The sequence below is a fragment of the Achromobacter sp. LC458 genome, from assembly GCF_001005835.2.
GTDB lineage: Bacteria > Pseudomonadota > Gammaproteobacteria > Burkholderiales > Burkholderiaceae_B > Achromobacter > Achromobacter spanius_B.
On record NZ_LBHW02000017.1, the window covers coordinates 112,151 to 128,348 of the forward strand.

11 protein-coding genes are annotated in these 16,198 nt (G+C 66.6%); 7 read left to right on the plus strand and 4 right to left on the minus strand.

The window, feature by feature from the left end:
- The first annotated feature begins 13 nt into the window (after positions 1-13).
- Entirely contained in the window at positions 14-769 is a 756-nt protein-coding gene (locus tag YH64_RS16130) for a DNA-3-methyladenine glycosylase (RefSeq protein WP_046805470.1), read from the plus strand.
- On the opposite strand, the gene YH64_RS16135 is transcribed toward YH64_RS16130, so the two are convergent.
- Positions 766-1,494 (minus strand): PhoP regulatory network YrbL family protein, encoded by a 729-nt coding sequence (locus YH64_RS16135; protein ID WP_046805469.1) that lies wholly within the window; start codon positions 1,492-1,494, stop codon positions 766-768. The two genes, YH64_RS16130 and YH64_RS16135, sit on opposite strands and share 4 nt — an antisense overlap.
- 134 nt (positions 1,495-1,628) lie before the next feature.
- Here YH64_RS16135 and rmuC point away from each other — a divergent pair, with 134 nt between their 5' ends.
- The 5 genes from rmuC to phoU all read left to right on the plus strand — a co-directional run bounded on the left by rmuC (position 1,629) and on the right by phoU (position 7,995).
- Entirely contained in the window at positions 1,629-3,050 is a 1,422-nt protein-coding gene (gene rmuC, locus YH64_RS16140) for a DNA recombination protein RmuC (protein ID WP_046805468.1), read from the plus strand.
- 112 nt (positions 3,051-3,162) lie between these two features.
- Positions 3,163-4,692 (plus strand): amidase, encoded by a 1,530-nt coding sequence (locus tag YH64_RS16145; protein WP_046805467.1) that lies wholly within the window; start codon positions 3,163-3,165, stop codon positions 4,690-4,692.
- A 20-nt stretch (positions 4,693-4,712) separates the two neighbouring features.
- A complete protein-coding gene (locus tag YH64_RS16150; RefSeq protein ID WP_046805466.1) occupies positions 4,713-6,419 on the plus strand; it encodes an isovaleryl-CoA dehydrogenase in 1,707 nt (568 codons plus the stop codon).
- Between the two features lie 39 nt (positions 6,420-6,458).
- Positions 6,459-7,139: a ribose-5-phosphate isomerase RpiA gene (rpiA, locus tag YH64_RS16155; RefSeq protein ID WP_046805465.1), complete on the plus strand. Its 681-nt coding sequence runs from the start codon at positions 6,459-6,461 to the stop codon at positions 7,137-7,139.
- Positions 7,140-7,272: 133 nt separating this feature from the next.
- Positions 7,273-7,995 carry a phosphate signaling complex protein PhoU gene (phoU, locus tag YH64_RS16160; protein ID WP_046805464.1) on the plus strand — a complete coding sequence of 241 codons (723 nt, stop codon included), beginning with the start codon at positions 7,273-7,275 and terminating at the stop codon, positions 7,993-7,995.
- 107 nt (positions 7,996-8,102) lie between these two features.
- Here the strand turns inward: phoU and YH64_RS16165 are convergent, their stop codons facing one another.
- From YH64_RS16165 to argA, 3 genes are all read right to left on the minus strand, one after another.
- A complete protein-coding gene (locus YH64_RS16165) occupies positions 8,103-10,052 on the minus strand; it encodes a phosphocholine-specific phospholipase C (RefSeq protein WP_082134512.1) in 1,950 nt (649 codons plus the stop codon).
- A 136-nt stretch (positions 10,053-10,188) separates the two neighbouring features.
- Positions 10,189-10,461, minus strand: a complete 273-nt coding sequence (locus YH64_RS16170) for an oxidative damage protection protein (RefSeq protein ID WP_006218476.1) — start codon at positions 10,459-10,461, stop codon at positions 10,189-10,191.
- 113 nt (positions 10,462-10,574) lie between these two features.
- Positions 10,575-11,933: an amino-acid N-acetyltransferase gene (argA, locus tag YH64_RS16175; RefSeq protein ID WP_046805463.1), complete on the minus strand. Its 1,359-nt coding sequence runs from the start codon at positions 11,931-11,933 to the stop codon at positions 10,575-10,577.
- 217 nt (positions 11,934-12,150) lie between these two features.
- On the opposite strand from argA, the gene hrpA reads away from it, so the two are divergent.
- The coding region (gene hrpA, locus YH64_RS16180) for an ATP-dependent RNA helicase HrpA (RefSeq protein ID WP_255444519.1) at positions 12,151-16,198 on the plus strand (4,048 nt) is incomplete at its 3' end.

Here is a 16,198-nt window from a genome sequence, read left to right on the forward strand (position 1 = left end):
CAGGCGGCTTGCGATGACGGCTGCAAAGTCGGCTTCCCCCAGCTCGGTATCGCGCGGCGCCGGCCGGGCGCTGCCCGATGCGTTTTTTGACCGCGATGCCTGCACGCTGGCGCGCGAGCTGTTGGGCAAGGTCATCCGCCATCGGGTTGACGGGCTGTGGCTGTCGGTGCGCATCATTGAAACCGAGGCTTACTACCTGGAAGAAAAGGGCAGCCACGCGTCCCTGGGCTACACCCACAAACGCCGCGCGCTCTTCATGGACGGCGGCGTCATCTATATGTATTACGCGCGGGGGGGCGATTCGCTCAATTTCAGCGCCGGGGGGCCGGGCAACGCCGTGCTGATCAAGTCCGGGTATCCCTGGACGGACGCCCTATCCGGCCCGGACGCGCTGGCCCGGATGCAGGCGTTGAACCCCGATGCGCAAGGCCAGCCTCGCCCGCCATCGCGGCTGTGCGCGGGGCAGACGCTGTTGTGCCGGTCGTTGGGGCTGAAGGTGCCGCAATGGGATGCGCGCCGCTTCGATTCCGATGCGTTGTATGTGCAAGACGTGGGCGATTCGCCCGACGCGCTGATCTGCACCACGCGCCTGGGCATTCCGCCGGGGCGCGACGAACATCTGCATTACCGTTTTGTGGACCCGGCGTACGCCGCGTTATGCACGCGCAACCCCTTGCGGCGAGGCCAGCGCGCCGGCCATGATTATGTGTGGGTGGATCGCCAGGGCATCGTGCTGCCCGAAGCGCCCGGAATGCCCGAAGTGCGCTAGGCGCTTGGGGCGCCCGAGGCGGCCCGGGCTTTGTTGGCCGCCTCGATGCGCGCCTGCAACGACTTGCGCATTCTTCCGTACTTGCGGGCGATGCGCTTGCGGTTAAGGCTTTTGCTCCACGCGTAGACCGGCACCAGCGGCAACACGCCGAAGCCGTCCACCAGATACATGCCCGGTTTGCCATCGGCGTTCAGGCCACAGGCGATATTGCTGGCCGATATGTCGTGCAGCACGACGTGCGCGTCGGCCAGGTCGTCGAAGAATTCGTCCAGCTGTTCGAAGAACTTGGCGTCCACGCGGCCTTGCCTGGCCAGGTCCGCCACGGTGGGCGCCATGTTGCCGTCGGCGTCCGTGATTTTCTCGACAACCAGCCCCAGGCCCAGCGAGGTCTGCGCCACGCCCAGAATGCGCGCCATCGGCACCTGCCAGACGCCCGAGGGGCGCGTCGTGGTGGTGACGTATTCGGCAATCTCGTTCAGGTAGACGCGGTAGGCGCTTTCCCGCTGGTACTGCTTGTACCAACGCTTGAACGGCCGCGTTTCCAGGTAGACCGCTCGGGCCTGCATGTCCATGACCTTGACCAGCAAGGCGGGAAAGTTCGGGTGCTGGAAAATGTGGCGATCACCGCCGGTGACCAGCGGCTTTTGCGTATCCAGGTCCAGGGGGCCGAATACGGATTGGAAGCTTGAACCGGACTGAGCGGAGAAGGGGTTGGCGGAATTCAAATTGGGTCGAACGTTGTGTTCAGGGTTCGGGAAGTTTAATCCCGTTGGGACGGCGGCGTTGGGCGGCATGCGACACCGCTTGTCGTTTGGTTACAACGCGACGATGATGCGGCCTACAATTTGCGCCTTTGGAGATGCCTGTTTTGAATGACATTCTGCTTTGGGTCGCCGCGGGTGGCGCGGTGCTGGCTTGTGTGGCGGCCTTGTTGGCGTGGCTGCGGCCGTCGGCCGATCATGCGCGGCTGGATGCGCTGCTGGAAGGCCTGGAAAGAACCGAACGCGCGCTGCGCGCGGATATCGCGGAAGGCCAGCGTGGCCTGCGCAGCGAATTTTCGGAGTCGACCCGCGCGTTGCGAGTGGAACTGGGGCAGTCGCAGGGCGAACTGCGCGCCGGCCTGGCGCGCGACGCGCAGGCCGCGCGCGCCGAATCGGCCGAGTCGCTGGCCCGTTTCGCGGCCGGCTTTGGCGAGCAGTTGCAAGGGCTGATCCAGATCAACGAACGCCGCCTGATGGAGGTGCGCGCCACCGTCGACCAGCGCCTGCAATCCCTGCAAACCGACAACAGCGCCAAGCTGGACGAGATGCGCCGCACCGTGGACGAAAAACTGCACGCCACGCTGGAGCAGCGCCTGGGCGAATCCTTCAAGCTGGTGTCCGACCGCCTGGAAGCCGTGCATAAGGGGCTGGGCGAAATGCAGGCCCTGGCCGCCGGCGTGGGCGATCTGAAACGCGTGCTGACCAACGTGAAATCGCGCGGCACCTGGGGCGAAGTGCAGTTGGCCCGGCTGATCGAAGACAACATGACGCCCGACCAATACGCCAGCAACATCAAGCCGGTGCCGGGCAGCGACGCGGTGGTCGAATTCGCCATCCGCTTGCCGGGTCGTGGCGATGGCGGCGAGCCCGTCTGGTTGCCGATCGACGCCAAATTTCCCAAGGAAGAATACGAACGCCTGATGGATGCGCAGGACGCGGCCGACGCGGAAGGCGTGAAGGCCGCGGGCGCCGCGTTGGGCCGCGCCGTGGAACTGCAAGCGCGGCTGATTGCCGGTAAATACGTGTCGCCGCCGCACACGACGGACTTCGCCATCATGTTCCTGCCCACGGAAAGCCTGTACGCCGAGGTGCTGCGCCGCCCCGGCTTGCTGGACAAGCTGCACGACCTGCGCATCAACGTCGCCGGTCCCAGCAACCTGGCGGCGCTGCTGAACAGCTTGCAGATGGGCTTTCGCACGTTGGCGATCGAGCAGCGCTCGTCCGAGGTGTGGCAGGTGCTGCGCGCCGTCAAAACCGAATTCGGCAAGTTCGGCGACGCGCTGGCCAGCGTGAAGAAGACGCTGGACACGGCCAGCAACAAGATCGGCCAGACGGAAGTGCGTACCCGCGCCATGCTGAAAAACCTGCGGAACGTTGAAGCGCTGCCTGAAGCGGATGCGTTGCGCTTGTTGGCGGATGGCGCGGATGGGGCAGACAACGGGGACGGCGGCGACGACGCTGACTTCGACGGCACCGACGATGCCGCCCAACGGCCGTCTTCCAACGCCAGCCAGCCGTAGTCGGCCGACATGGCGCCGGCCCCGCTTGCGGCGCCGGCTTGTTGCTGAGCCGGACTGTCGATATCCTGGCGTGTGCGGCATGTCGCCGTCGAACCCCTGGAGCATCGCAAGCATGAGCACCGCTGACCGCCATGATTCCTCATCCCTCGACGCGACGGCGCTGGGCGCCGATATCGCCCAGGGGGTCACTACCGCGCTTGCTGCAATGCAGCAGGCCGTGGAGCGGGTGGCGGCGCGCAATCCCTCCATCAACGCCGCCTGCGGCGTCCAGGCCGAGACCGGCTTGCGGCTGGCCCAGGCGCTGGACGACGAGCTTGCCGCCTTGTCCCCGGAACAACGGCGGGCGCGGTTGGACAGCCGGCCCTTCCTGGGCGTGCCGACTCTGCTCAAGGATCTGGGCACGGCGGCGCTGGGTTTGCCCAGCGCCATGGGGTCGGTGCTGTACGGGCACGTGCAATGGGATGTGGATGCCGAAATCGTCAAGCGTTACCGCCGCGCCGGGCTAATTCCGTTCGGCCGCACGACCAGCGCCGAATTGGGCCTGAGCCCCACCACCGAATCTCCCGTCTACGGGCCGGCCACCCAAAACCCCTGGAAGGCCGGCCATAGCGCGGGCGGTTCCAGCGGCGGCGCGGGTGCGGCGCTGGCCAGCGGCATGGTCCGAATCGCGCACGGCAGCGACGGCGGTGGCTCCATCCGCATCCCCGCTTCTTGCTGCGGCGTGCTGGGCTTGAAGCCGTCGCGCGGGCTGATGCCCTTGGGGCCGTTGAAGGGCGAAGGGTGGGGCGGCCTGGCCACCGAACACATGATGACGATTTCGGTGCGTGATTGCGCCGCGTCGCTGGACATCAGCGCAGGGGCTGACGTGGGCGCGCCCTACGCCGCGCCCGCGCTGGCCACCCCGTCGTACCGGGCGGTCGTTGCCCGCGTTGCCGCCGACCCGCACAACGCGCCGCGCCGCCGCATCGCCTTCATCAACACCACCTATGAAGGCGGGGCCATCCACCCCGAGGTTGCCGCCACCGTGGATGAAGCCGCGCGCTTTTTTGCGTCGCTGGGGCACGAGCTGGTGCCGGCGTTGCCGCCCGTGGGCTCGGAAGAGGTGCTTTCGCCCATGCTTCCGCTTATTGCCAGCGCCGCCGCCAACGCCATCGACGGCTTTGTGGCCGCGCGCGGGCGCCGGCTGGCCGCCGACGAACTGCAACCCACCACCTTGGGCGCGCGGGAATACGCCCGGGCCATTTCGGGCGCGCAGTACGTGGCGTGCGTGGACACCTGCCACGAAATCACTCGCCGCATCGGCCGCTTCCTGCATCGCGATGGCGCCCAGGGGCATGATCTTTTCCTCAGCCCGGTGTTGGCACAGCCGCCGGCGCCACTGGGCCGTTACGCCATGGACAACGCCGACTACCTGGCCTACCGTCTGGGCAAGAAGGGCGTGATCGGCTATTCGCCGTTCGCGCCCTTGGCCAACCTGACCGGCATGCCCGCCATCTCGATTCCGTTCGGCATGTCGTCCGACGGCCTGCCCATCGGCATCCAGGTAATGGGCCCCTTGGGCAGCGAAGCGTTGCTGCTGGAATTGGCGGCGCAGGTTGAAGCCTTGCGGCCATGGGCACAGGTGGCGCCCATGGCCAGATAGCCTTTTATTCAGGAGCCGCCATGTCTTCCTTTGCCACGCGGGTTACGTCGGCCGCGTCTGCCTCGTCCGCCACGTTTTCCACGCACACCGTGCAGAACCAGGTTCCCGTGCTGGAAGACTATTCGCTGTACGACACCGACCCCGCCTTGCAGGAAGCGGTGCGGCGCGAAGGCGCGCAGGCCTGGCACGGTGACCTGGCCGCGCACGGTGCGTGGCTGGGGCGCGCGCAAACCCTGGAGGCCGGGCAAGAAGCCAACCGCTGCCCGCCCCGGCTGATTGCCTATGACCGAGGCGGGCACCGCATCGATCACGTGGAATTTCACCCGGCTTGGAACCTGCTCATGAGCGGCATCCTGGCGCGCGGCTTGCACAGCCGCGCCTGGGCGCAACCGACGCCCGGCGCACAGGTGGCGCGCGCCGCCGCCTATCTGATGCAAGGGCAGGTTGAAGCCGGCACGCTATGCCCCACCACGATGACGTTCGCCGCCGTGCCGCTGCTGCAACGTGAGCCCGCCGGCGCGGTGGACTTCGCCGGGCAATGGTTGCCCGCGCTGTATTCGCGCGACTTCGATCCGGCGGACGCGCCCTTGGCCGCCAAGCGCAGCGCGTTGATCGGCATGGGCCTGACCGAAAAGCAGGGCGGCTCCGACCTGCGCGCCGCAACCACCCGCGCGGCGCCCCTGGGCACGCCGGGCCGGGGCAATGCGTATCAGCTCGTGGGCCACAAGTGGTTCTTTTCGGTGCCGCAAGCGGACGCCCATCTGGTGTTGGCGCAGACGGACGAAGGGCTCAGCTGCTTTTTCGTACCCCGCTGGATACCGGACGGGCCGCGCAACGCCATTCGGGTGCGCCGCTTGAAAGACAAGCTGGGTAATCGCAGCAACGCCAGCGCCGAAGTCGAATTTGAAAATGCCTGGGGCGTGATGGTGGGCGAGCCGGGGCGCGGCCTGGCGGTGCTGCTGGAAATGGCGGCCACCACGCGGCTGGACTGCGTGCTGGGCAGCGCGGCGTTGCTGCGTCAGGCGGTAGTGCAGTCGCTGCATCATGCGCAGTATCGGCATGCCTTCGGCAAATCGCTGATTGCGCAGCCGCTGATGCGCAACGTGCTGGCCGACCTGGCGCTGGAAAGCGAGGCGGCGATGGTGCTGGCGCTGCGGCTGGCCCGCGCGGTGGACGAACGCGCTGACGCGCAGGCCCGCGCGTTGGTGCGGGTGGGCACGCCCGCCGCCAAGCTGTGGGTGTGCAAGCGCGCCATCAACGCCATCGCGGAATGCATGGAAGTGTGGGGCGGCAACGGCTATGTGGAAGAAGGGCCGATGCCGCGCCTGTACCGCGAGGCGCCCGTCAATTCCATCTGGGAAGGCTCGGGCAATGTCATGGCGCTGGATGTGCTGCGCGCCTTGCAACGCGAGCCCGACGCGATGCCCGCGTTGGATCGCGAATTCGCGCCGGCCGCCGGCCATGCGGCCTTTGCGCGCGCTCTGTCGGCGTGGCGCGCGCTGCTGGCCGACCCCGCACAGGCCGAATTCCAGGCGCGCCGTATCGCCTGCGGCCTGGCGCGGTTGTGGCAGGCCGCATTACTGATCCAGCATGCGCCCGCGGCCGTTGCAGAGGCCTTTGTGGCCAGCCGATTGCAAGCGGGCGGCGGGATGTTCGGCGAACTGGGGCCGGACACCGATACAGCCGCGATCCTGGCGCGTGCCTGGCCACCCGCCGCCGCATGCTAAATTTCCTGGCTTGAACAACCTTACCGCATTCTTCCCGCCATGCTCTCCCAGCAAGAACTCAAGCAACAAGCCGCCGACGCCGCCCTGCAATTCGTAGAACAGGTCGCTGGCCCGGACGTCATCATCGGCGTGGGCACGGGCTCTACGGCCGATCTGTTCATCGACGGCCTGGCGCGTTTCAAGGGCCGCATCGGCGGCACCGTCGCCAGCTCGGAGCGCAGCGCGGCCCGCCTCGCGGGTCACGGCCTGAAGGTGCTGGACCTGAACGATGTGTCGACCATGCCCATCTACGTGGACGGCGCCGACGAAATCGACGCGGACCTGTCCATGATCAAGGGCGGCGGCGGCGCGCTGACGCGCGAGAAAATCGTGGCCTCGGTGGCTGAACGTTTCATCTGCATCGCCGACGAATCCAAGCTGGTCCAGACGCTGGGCAAGTTTCCGCTGCCGCTGGAAGTGATTCCGATGGCGCGCGAATCCGTGGCCCGCGCCCTGACGGCCCTGGGCGGGCAGCCGCGCCTGCGCGAGGGATTCGTCACCGACAACGGCAACATCATCCTGGATGTGTCGGGCCTGGCTATCTCGGATGCGCGCGCGTTCGAGGCGCGGGTCAACAACCTGCCCGGCGTGGTCACCTGCGGTTTATTCGCCCTGGCCGGCGCCGACGTGGCGCTGCTGGCCACACAATCGGGCATCCGCCGCCTGGACCGCGCGGCGTAACGTGGGCGGGCTGCCCGGCCTTGATTCATAATCCTGTCACACTTGGGTCATAACCTTGCCGGTTGTGCAGGCCCATCTCGTAACTCTCTTATTTCGGGGCAATGCAATGAGATCAACCACGCAGGGAGCCCGGATGACGGAGCATACAAACAAGCAGTTCGACGCCGACCTGGAAAGCGTCCGTTCGCAGTTCTTGCAAATGGGCGGCTTGGTGGAAGCCATGATCCAGGAAGCGATCGACGCGCTGGCCACCGGCGACCTGTCGCTGGTGGAAAAAGTCCGCGAGCGGGAAAAAGAAGTCAACCGCCACGAAGTGGAGATCGACGAGAGCATCAGCCGCATCCTTGCCCGCCACCAGCCCACCGCGATCGACCTGCGCATGCTGATGGCCGTGTCCAAGATGCTGACCGACATGGAACGCTCGGGCGACGAGGCCGAGAAAGTTGCCACCGTGGCGCGTCGCATCCACGAAGCCGAACTGCGCCACATCCCGGTGATTGAACTGCGCCACATGGCCGCCGCGGTGCGCACCATGCTGCATCAGGCGCTGGACGCGTTTGCGCGCCTTGACCCGATCCAGGCCGCCGCCGTCGTGCGCAGCGACAAGGAAGTGGACAAGGAATGGAAGGGCGCGCTGCGCCACCTCATCACCTACATGATCGAAGACCCGCGCACCATTTCGCGCGCTATCGACATGATCTTCATTGCGCGTGCGCTGGAACGCATTGGCGACCATGCCAAGAACATGTCCGAACGCGTGATCTACATGGTCAAGGGTGCGGACGTGCGTCACACGGGCGTCAAGAACACCGAGCGCCTGGCGCGCGGTGAAGAAGAGTCGGAAGAGGACGCGTAAACCAACGGCTTGCGGCCCGACGGCTTGCGGCCACGCAGGCGAATAGACAAAACCCGGCACATCGCGCCGGGTTTTTTATGGCCTGCATCGCACTGCGGCGCACCGCGCTACAGCGGCAGCACGGCGCCCTGGCATAGCCGGGGGTCGGGCACGCCGGGCTTGCCGGCGTCGATACGCCCCGCAAGCCTGCGCCCGAAAGCCGGCAGGGCAGGCGCGCTGACCTGCACGTCGTACCAGCCTTCGCAGCCCACATACTTCAGCTCCAATGCGCCGCCCGCCTGCACGTGCGCCATCGTGCGCCAACCGTCGCCCATGTTCGATTCCAGCTTGACGGGCTGCGGCGTATCGCTGTGGTTGACCAGCCGGATGCGCAGGCCGGAAGTCACCGGCACCAGCTGCGCTTCCAGCATGCCGGCATCTTGCGCATCGCCCTTGAATTGGCGATGGAAGCCGTCCGGACCCAGCAGCCATAGATCGTAGGCGCCGCCCGTGCCCAGACGCCAACCATCGTCCAGCCGGGCGCCGGGGCCGATGGTGTAGCGGCGGGGCGCGCGCGCCAGGTCGTGGCGATCGTAGACGTGCAGCACAGCCGCCGCGCTGCCGGGGTTGCGCAGGGTCAGCCGATAGTGCTCGGCGTCGGCGGTCATGCGGCCCACGGCTTCCAGCGCGTACGGCAGGGCGCAGGCGTGGCGGTTGCTGTCGGGATGATGCGGGCCCCGGTCGCCGCTGAAGTCGAAAGCGGATGTCAGGTCGCCCGCCACGGCCCGCCGCCATGCGCTGATGTTGGGTTCGGCCACGCCAAAGCGCGCTTCCAGAAAGCGGATCACCGAGGTGTGATCGAACACCTGCGAATTGACCCAGCCGCCTCGGCTCCAGGGCGATACCACCAGCATCGGCACGCGCGGCCCCAGCCCGAAAGCGCGGCCGTGCAGGGCGGCAGGATCTTCCGGCGCGGCGCTGGGTCCGCATCGGGCATCGTGGTATTCGCCGTCCAGTTCCACCGTGGACAGGCCGCCCGAATAGCCATCGTCGTGGCGCGCGGGGGGCGCCGGCGGCGGTGCGTGGTCGAAGAAGCAATCGTTTTCGTCATAGGTAACGAGGAAAACGCAGCGGCTCCAGGTGTCGGGGTTGCCGGTCAGGATGTCCAGCACGCGCTCGGTGTAGGCGCCGCCCTGCCTGGGCGACGACACTTCGGGATGTTCCGAATCGGCCGTGGGCGCGATGATCCACGACACGGCCGGCAACTGGCCGGTGGCCACGTCGCGCGCCAGGTCATCCAGCGTGTGGGTGGACAAGGCGCGGTCGCGCAGCGGCGCCGACTCCGCGCTGCTGGCGTAGGCTTGGCGATACTGCCGGAAGCCTGCCAGCGGATTGTCGTGAAAGTTGTCGGCCATGTCCTGGTAGATGCGCCAGTCCACGCCGGCGTCTTGCAGGCGTTCGGGGTAGGTGGTCCAGCCATAGCCTTCTGTGGCTGGCCCCAGCCGGTCGTAGGTGTTCACCAGCGCCGGGCCGCCGGCGGTGCCGGTGGGGTCATTCGTGCCCGTCCACAGGAACAGGCGGTTGGGATTGGTGCCCGCGTGCAATGAACAGTGGTAGGCGTCGCACACCGTGAATGCGTTGGCCAGGGCGGTCTGGAACGGCACGTCCTGGCTGGTGTAGGCGCCCAGCCCCAGGCGGCCCTTGGCCGGCAGCCAGTGGTCCATGCGGCCGTCGTTCCAGGCGTCTTGCGCATCCAGCCAGGTGTGCGGCGTGATATAGCCGACGGGCGTGTCGCTGGCATGTTCAGCGCGCAGCGCATAAGGGCGGCAGGTGGCCGCGCCATCGGTCTGCGTCAGCACGTTGCCGGCGATGGTGGGCACGGGATGCGGATCGGCAAAGCCTCGCACGCCAGGCAGTGTGCCGAAATAATGATCGAACGACCGGTTTTCCTGCATCAGGATGACAACGTGCCGGACATCGCGCAGCGTACCCGTCTGGCGATCGGGTTCGATCTGCATGGCGCGCTGGATGGACGACGGCGGATCGGCGGGGAGAGGCAAGCGCGATTCTTCTTTCATGACAGCATTAATACGGCCGGCAAACTTCGATCTTAAGGGCAGCTTCAGCTTGCGTGTCCGTGATCACGCGACAGCGAGCCAAAATGCAAAGCCCCTCGCGAACGAGGGGCTTCGTGATAGGCCGCGGAGTGCCGGATCAGGCCGACGGCGGAACGTAGCCGTGGGCTTCGACGGTGCCGTCTTCGAACAGGAAGCGCTCCATCTGTTCTTTCAGGTACTTGCGGGCGCGGGCGTCAGCCAGGTTCAGGCGGTTTTCATTGACCAGGCGCGTCTGGATGGCTTTCCATTCTTCCCAGGCTTCCTTGGAAATGCTCTGCCAGATCTTCGTGCCGAGTTCACCGGGGTAGGGGGGGAAATCCAGCCCTTCGGCTTCACGCTTCAATTTCACACAGTTGACGATACGGGACATGGTTCGCTGCCGAATAAGGAATAACGCCGTATTTTAGCGGGCTTGGCGCGGCTAGGGCGCCAAGCCCCTTCGAACGCTGGGGACGGTACGGTGGGAACGGCCCGCCGGCAGCGTTACAGCTTCTTGATGAAGACGAGGCTGTTGCGCGACCGGTTGTAGTTGTTCTGCTTTTCACGCGGCAGGTCGGCAATGCCGCCTTGCACGAAACCGCGCTTCATGAACCAGTGCGACGTACGCGTGGTCAGCACGAACAAGCGCTTGGCGCCCGAAGCGCGTGCGCGGGACTCCATATGGCGCAGCAGGATTTCGCCTTCGCCCGAGCCTTGCCATTCCGGGTGCACGATCAGGCAGGCCATCTCGGCCATCTGCTCGTCGGCAAAGGTGTGCAGCGCCGCGCAGCCGTAGATGACGCCGTCGTGCTCCAGCACGGTGAAGTTTTCTACGTCGCGCTCGATCACGCTGCGCGGGCGCGGCACCAGCGTGCCGTCCGCTTCCAGCGGTTCGATCAGGCTGAGGATGGCGCCAACGTCGTCGATCGTGGCGGCGCGCAAATCGTCCAGCGTGTCTTCGACCACCATGGTGCCCACGCCGTCGTGGGTGAAGATTTCAAGCAGCACGCTGCCGTCCAGCGCAAAGGGCAGCAAGTGGGCGCGCGCCACGCCGCGCTTGACCGCCAGCGACGCGTATTGCAGGAAAGCGTGCGTTTCCTCGTCAAGTTCGCCGCCGGCCAGCAACGCGTCGGCATCCACGCGCGCCAGTTCGGTGTCCAGCGTGCCGTCATCGTTCAGCACGCCTTGCGAGGTCGACAGGAAGATCAGTTTTTCAGCGCGCAGAGCCACGGCGACGCTGGTGGCCAGGTCTTCCATGGCCAGGTTGAACGCGTCGCCCGTCGGCGAGAAGCCCAGGGGCGACAGCAGCACCACGGACGAGCCTTTTTCGATGGCGAACTTCAATGCCTCGACGTCGATCTTGCGGACCTGGCCGGTGTGCTTGTAGTCCACCCCTTCGAGCACGCCGGTGGGGCGGGCGGTGACGAAGTTGCCGGAAATGACGCGGATGTGCGCATGCGACATCGGCGTGTTGGGCAGGCCCTGGCTGAACGCGGCTTCGATGTCCAGGCGGATTTCGCCCGCGGCTTCCTTGGCGCATTCCAGCGCGGCCGCGTCGGTGGGGGCCAGGCCACGGTCGAACTGCTGGGTGTAGCCCTTCAGGCGCAGCTGTTCATTGACCTGGGGCCGGGACCCGTGCACCAGCACCAGCCGGATGCCCAGGGACGACAGCAGCGACAAGTCCTGCACCAGCGCATTGAGCGCGCCGGCCTGAACCAGTTCGCCGCCAAACGCCACCACGAACGTCTTGCCTCGGAATGCATGCACATAGGGCGCCACGTCTCGAAACCATCGGACGAATTGGGCGGGTGCGAATTCCGGGGCTTCAAGGGCGGAGACGGTGTCTGGTTCCAGGTCGGGCATGATGGGCGGAGGGATTCCTGAGAGTCGGTAAAAACGCGGCGCCTTGCCGCGTCATAGCGCCGTCGCATGACGGCGTGGCGAAATTATATGGCCCACGGGATGGGGCGCAGGCGGAAAATCAAGGCTAATTTAGTGCCGGATTTCGATGCGTTCCCAACGGGTCGCCGGCAGGGGCGCCAGAGAAATTTATAATGCCGGGCTAACCGGACTATCGTACATGCCTGATTCATCTCGCCCGCGGGCGCCCAAAGCGGCTTCCCCGGGGGCCCCCGACGCGCCAGCCGCCCCGGCCGAGGCCGCCCGCGCGCCCCGCCGGCCCGCAAGGCCAGCGTCCGCCGAACGTCCTGAACGCCCGGCGCGCGTAGAGCGCCCCGAACGTCCCGAGCGTCCCGAACGTCCCGAGCGGCCTGCCCGCGCGGATCGCCCCGCACGCCCCGAGCGGCCGCCGCGCGCGGATCGCCCCGAGCGGCCGATTCCTGCCGTGAATTACCCCGAAGACCTGCCCGTCAGTGCGCGGCGGCAGGAGATCGCGCGCGCGATCGCGGGCCATCAGGTGGTGATCGTCAGTGGGGAAACCGGCTCGGGCAAAACCACGCAGCTGCCCAAGATCTGCCTGGAACTGGGCCGGGGCCGTCAGAAGATGATCGGCCATACCCAGCCCCGACGCCTGGCCGCCACCTCGGTCGCCAAGCGCATTGCCGAAGAGCTGAACACGCCCCTGGGCGAAGTGGTGGGCTATCAGGTGCGCTTTAACGACCGCACCGGCCCCAACGCGTCCATCAAGCTGATGACCGACGGCATCTTGCTGGCCGAGTCGCAGCGCGATCCGCTTTTGCGCCGCTACGACACCATCATCATCGACGAGGCGCACGAACGTAGCCTGAACATCGATTTCCTGCTGGGCTATCTGAAGCAGCTGCTGCCGCGCCGCCCGGACCTGAAACTGATCATCACGTCGGCCACCATCGATGCCGACCGTTTTGCCAAGCACTTTGCCGCCTCGGAAGACAAGCCCGCCCCGGTCATCGAGGTGTCGGGCCGGCTGTACCCGGTGGAAGTGCGCTATCGCCCCGTGCGGGAAGAACCGGCCGAAGACGCCGCCGCGCCCGCCGCCAAGCCGGGCCGCGACCGCGAACGCATGTCGGGCGACGAAGAACGCGACCTGATCGACGCCATAGTCGACGCCGTGGACGAGTGCGCACGGCACGGCCCGGGCGACGTGCTGGTGTTCTTGCCCGGCGAGCGCGAGATCCGCGAATCCGCCGAAGCGCTGCGCAAGCGCCATCCGGCCGGCACCGAAGTGCTGCCGCTGTACGCGCGGCTATCGCAGGCCGAGCAGGAACAGATCTTCCACCCGCGCACGAATGCGCGGCGCATCGTGCTGGCCACCAACGTGGCCGAGACCTCGCTGACGGTGCCCGGCATCCGCTTCGTGGTCGATAGCGGGCTGGCGCGCATCAAGCGCTATTCGTGGCGCAACAAGGTTGAACAGCTGCGCATCGAGCCCATCAGCCGCGCGTCGGCCAACCAGCGCGCCGGCCGCTGCGGCCGCGTGGGGCCGGGCCTGTGCATCCGACTCTACGACGAGCTGGACTTCAATAACCGGGCGCCGTTCACCGACCCGGAAGTGCTGCGCTCGTCGCTGGCGTCCGTCATCCTGCGGATGAAGTCGCTGAAGCTGGACGATATCGAACAGTTTCCGTTCGTCGAGGCGCCGCCAGGCCGCGCGGTGGCCGACGGCTACCATCTGCTGCAAGAGCTGGGCGCCATCGAACTGGCCTCCGCATCCGACGACGAAGGCGAAGGCGAGGCGACCCGCACCGGCGCGTCGTTTGTGCTGACTGAAACCGGCCATGAACTGGCCAAGCTGCCGGTGGACCCGCGCATCGGCCGCATGATCCTGGCCGCGCGCGAACACCAATGCCTGGCCGAAATGCTGATCATCGCCTCGGCCCTGTCGGTGCAGGACGCGCGCGACCGCCCCATGCAAGAGCGCGAAGCCGCCGAGGCCGCGCACGCCAAGTTCGCCGATGACAAGTCGGAGTTCATTTCTTTCCTGAAGTTGTGGCGCTGGTATGGCGAACAGGTGCAGCACAAGGCGTCCCAGCGCAAGCTGGTGGGCTTGTTGCGGCAGAACTTCCTGTCGCCGATCCGGCTGCGCGAATGGCACGACGTGCACACGCAGCTGGCCGCGCTGGTGGGCGAGCAGGGCTGGCGCGTGAACCAGACGGAAGCCACCTACGAACAGCTGCATCTGGCGCTGCTGTCCGGCCTGTTGGGCAATATCGGCTTCAAAAGCGATGAAGGCGGCCACTATCAGGGCGCGCGCGAAATCCGCTTCCACATCCATCCGGGCTCGCGCCTGGTCAAGAAGGCCGGCCGCTGGATCATGGCGGCTGAATTGGTCGAGACCACGCGCCTGTATGCGCGCTGCGTGGCGCGGATCGACCCCGTGTGGCTGGAAAAGGTGGGTGCCCACCTGATCCGCAGGAATTGGTCGGACCCGCGCTGGGAAAAGAAGGCCGGGCAGGTGGTGGCCAACGAGCGCGCCACGCTGTACGGCCTGACGATCTACACGGGCCGACGCATTCAATACGGGCGCGTCAACCCGACGCAGGCGCGCGAGCTCTTTATCCGCCAGGCGCTGGTGCCCGGCGAGATCGACACTCGCCTGCCGTTCGTGGCGCACAACCGCAAGCTGATCGCCGGCATCGAAAAGCTGGAACATCAGACGCGTCGCCCCGACATTCTGGTGGACGACGAACTGATCTTCGCCTTCTACGACCGCCAACTGCCGGCGGATATCTCGCAGACGGCCACGCTGGAAAAGTGGGTGTCCAGCCTGGACAAGGCCGCCGCCGCCAAGCTGATGCTGACGCGCGACGAGCTCATGCGCCACGAAGCCGCGGGCGTCACCACCGATGTCTTCCCCAAAAAGGTGGAATGGCAGGGCGTGACGATGGCGCTGGACTATCACTTCGAGCCCGGTTCCCCGCGCGACGGCGTGACCCTGTCGGTGCCCTTGTTTGCGTTGAACCAGATCGACCCGGCGCGCTGCGAATGGCTCGTGCCCGGCATGCTCAAGGAAAAGGTCCACCTGCTGTTGAAGTCGTTGCCGCAAAAGCTGCGTCGCCATTGCGTGCCGTTGCCTGACTACGCGGCCGGCTTTTACGACCGCTGGTTTGAACGCCAGGCCGATCCGCAGCAAGGCTTGGTCGAGGCCATCATTGCCGACATGTGGGACCAGGTGCAGGTGCGCCCGGCCGTGGGCGACTTCAAGCTGGAAACCTTGCCCGCGCACTTGTTCATGAACTTCCGCGTGGTGGACGAACACGGTCGCATGCTGGCGGCCGGGCGCAACCTGGCGCAGTTGCGGGCTGAATTCGGCAAGCAGGCGCAGGCCACGTTCCAGCAACTGGCCGCCAGCGATACGCAGGTGGCCCAGGCGCTGGCGCACGAAAACCTGACGACGTGGTCGTTCGGCCCCTTGCCGGAAATCATGGAGATCAAGCGGCGTGGCCAGTCGGTGATCGGCTATCCCGCGCTGGTGGATCGCGGCACGCATTGCGACCTGGACGTTTTCGACGACCCTGACGAGGCGCGCAAGCATCACCGCGCCGGCCTGCTGCGGCTGTTCCGTCTGGGCCTGCGCGAGCAGGTCAAGTTCCTGGAAAAGAACCTGGCTGACCTGACCAAGATCAGCATGCTGTACATGACGCTGGGCACGCAGGAAGAATTGCGCGACCAGATCATCGACTGCGCACTGGGCCAGGCCTGCCTGGCCGAACCCTGGCCGGTGAACGAGCAGCAGTTCGATGCACGCCGCGCGGAAGGCAAGGGCAGGCTGGGGCTGTTGGCCCAGGAGGTTGCGCGGCTGGCCGGCGCGGTGCTGACCGAGTACGCCGCCGTGCAGCGCAAGCTGCCGCAAGCCAAGCCCCACGCGTCCGCCTACGCCGACCTGCAACAGCAATTAAGCGCGCTGATGCCCAAGTGGTTCATCCGCGACACGCCTTATGCCCAGTTGTCGCACTACCCGCGTTACCTGAAGGCCGCCGTGGCGCGTATCGACAAGCTGCGTGCCGACCCGGCGCGCGACGCCAAGCTGGTGGCCGAAATGGCGCCGCTGCTGACGCAATATCAGCGGGCACGGTCGGCGCTGAAGGGGGCGCCGGACCCGCGCCTGGACGAGTTCCGGTGGTTGCTTGAGGAATTGCGGGTGGCGTTGTTTGCCCAAGAGCTGCGCACGCCGATGCCGGTTTCGGTAA

Bases quoted from the DNA above. Each gene is read 5' to 3' on its own strand.
- rmuC (WP_046805468.1), top strand. From the start codon at position 1,629: ATGCCTGTTTTGAATGACATTCTGCTTTGGGTCGCCGCGGGTGGCGCG.
- YH64_RS16145 (WP_046805467.1), top strand. From the start codon at position 3,163: ATGAGCACCGCTGACCGCCATGATTCCTCATCCCTCGACGCGACGGCG.
- YH64_RS16150 (WP_046805466.1), top strand. From the start codon at position 4,713: ATGTCTTCCTTTGCCACGCGGGTTACGTCGGCCGCGTCTGCCTCGTCC.
- argA (WP_046805463.1), bottom strand. From the start codon at position 11,933: ATGCCCGACCTGGAACCAGACACCGTCTCCGCCCTTGAAGCCCCGGAA.
- rpiA (WP_046805465.1), top strand. From the start codon at position 6,459: ATGCTCTCCCAGCAAGAACTCAAGCAACAAGCCGCCGACGCCGCCCTG.
- YH64_RS16130 (WP_046805470.1), top strand. From the start codon at position 14: ATGACGGCTGCAAAGTCGGCTTCCCCCAGCTCGGTATCGCGCGGCGCC.
- YH64_RS16165 (WP_082134512.1), bottom strand. From the start codon at position 10,052: ATGAAAGAAGAATCGCGCTTGCCTCTCCCCGCCGATCCGCCGTCGTCC.
- phoU (WP_046805464.1), top strand. From the start codon at position 7,273: ATGACGGAGCATACAAACAAGCAGTTCGACGCCGACCTGGAAAGCGTC.
- YH64_RS16170 (WP_006218476.1), bottom strand. From the start codon at position 10,461: ATGTCCCGTATCGTCAACTGTGTGAAATTGAAGCGTGAAGCCGAAGGG.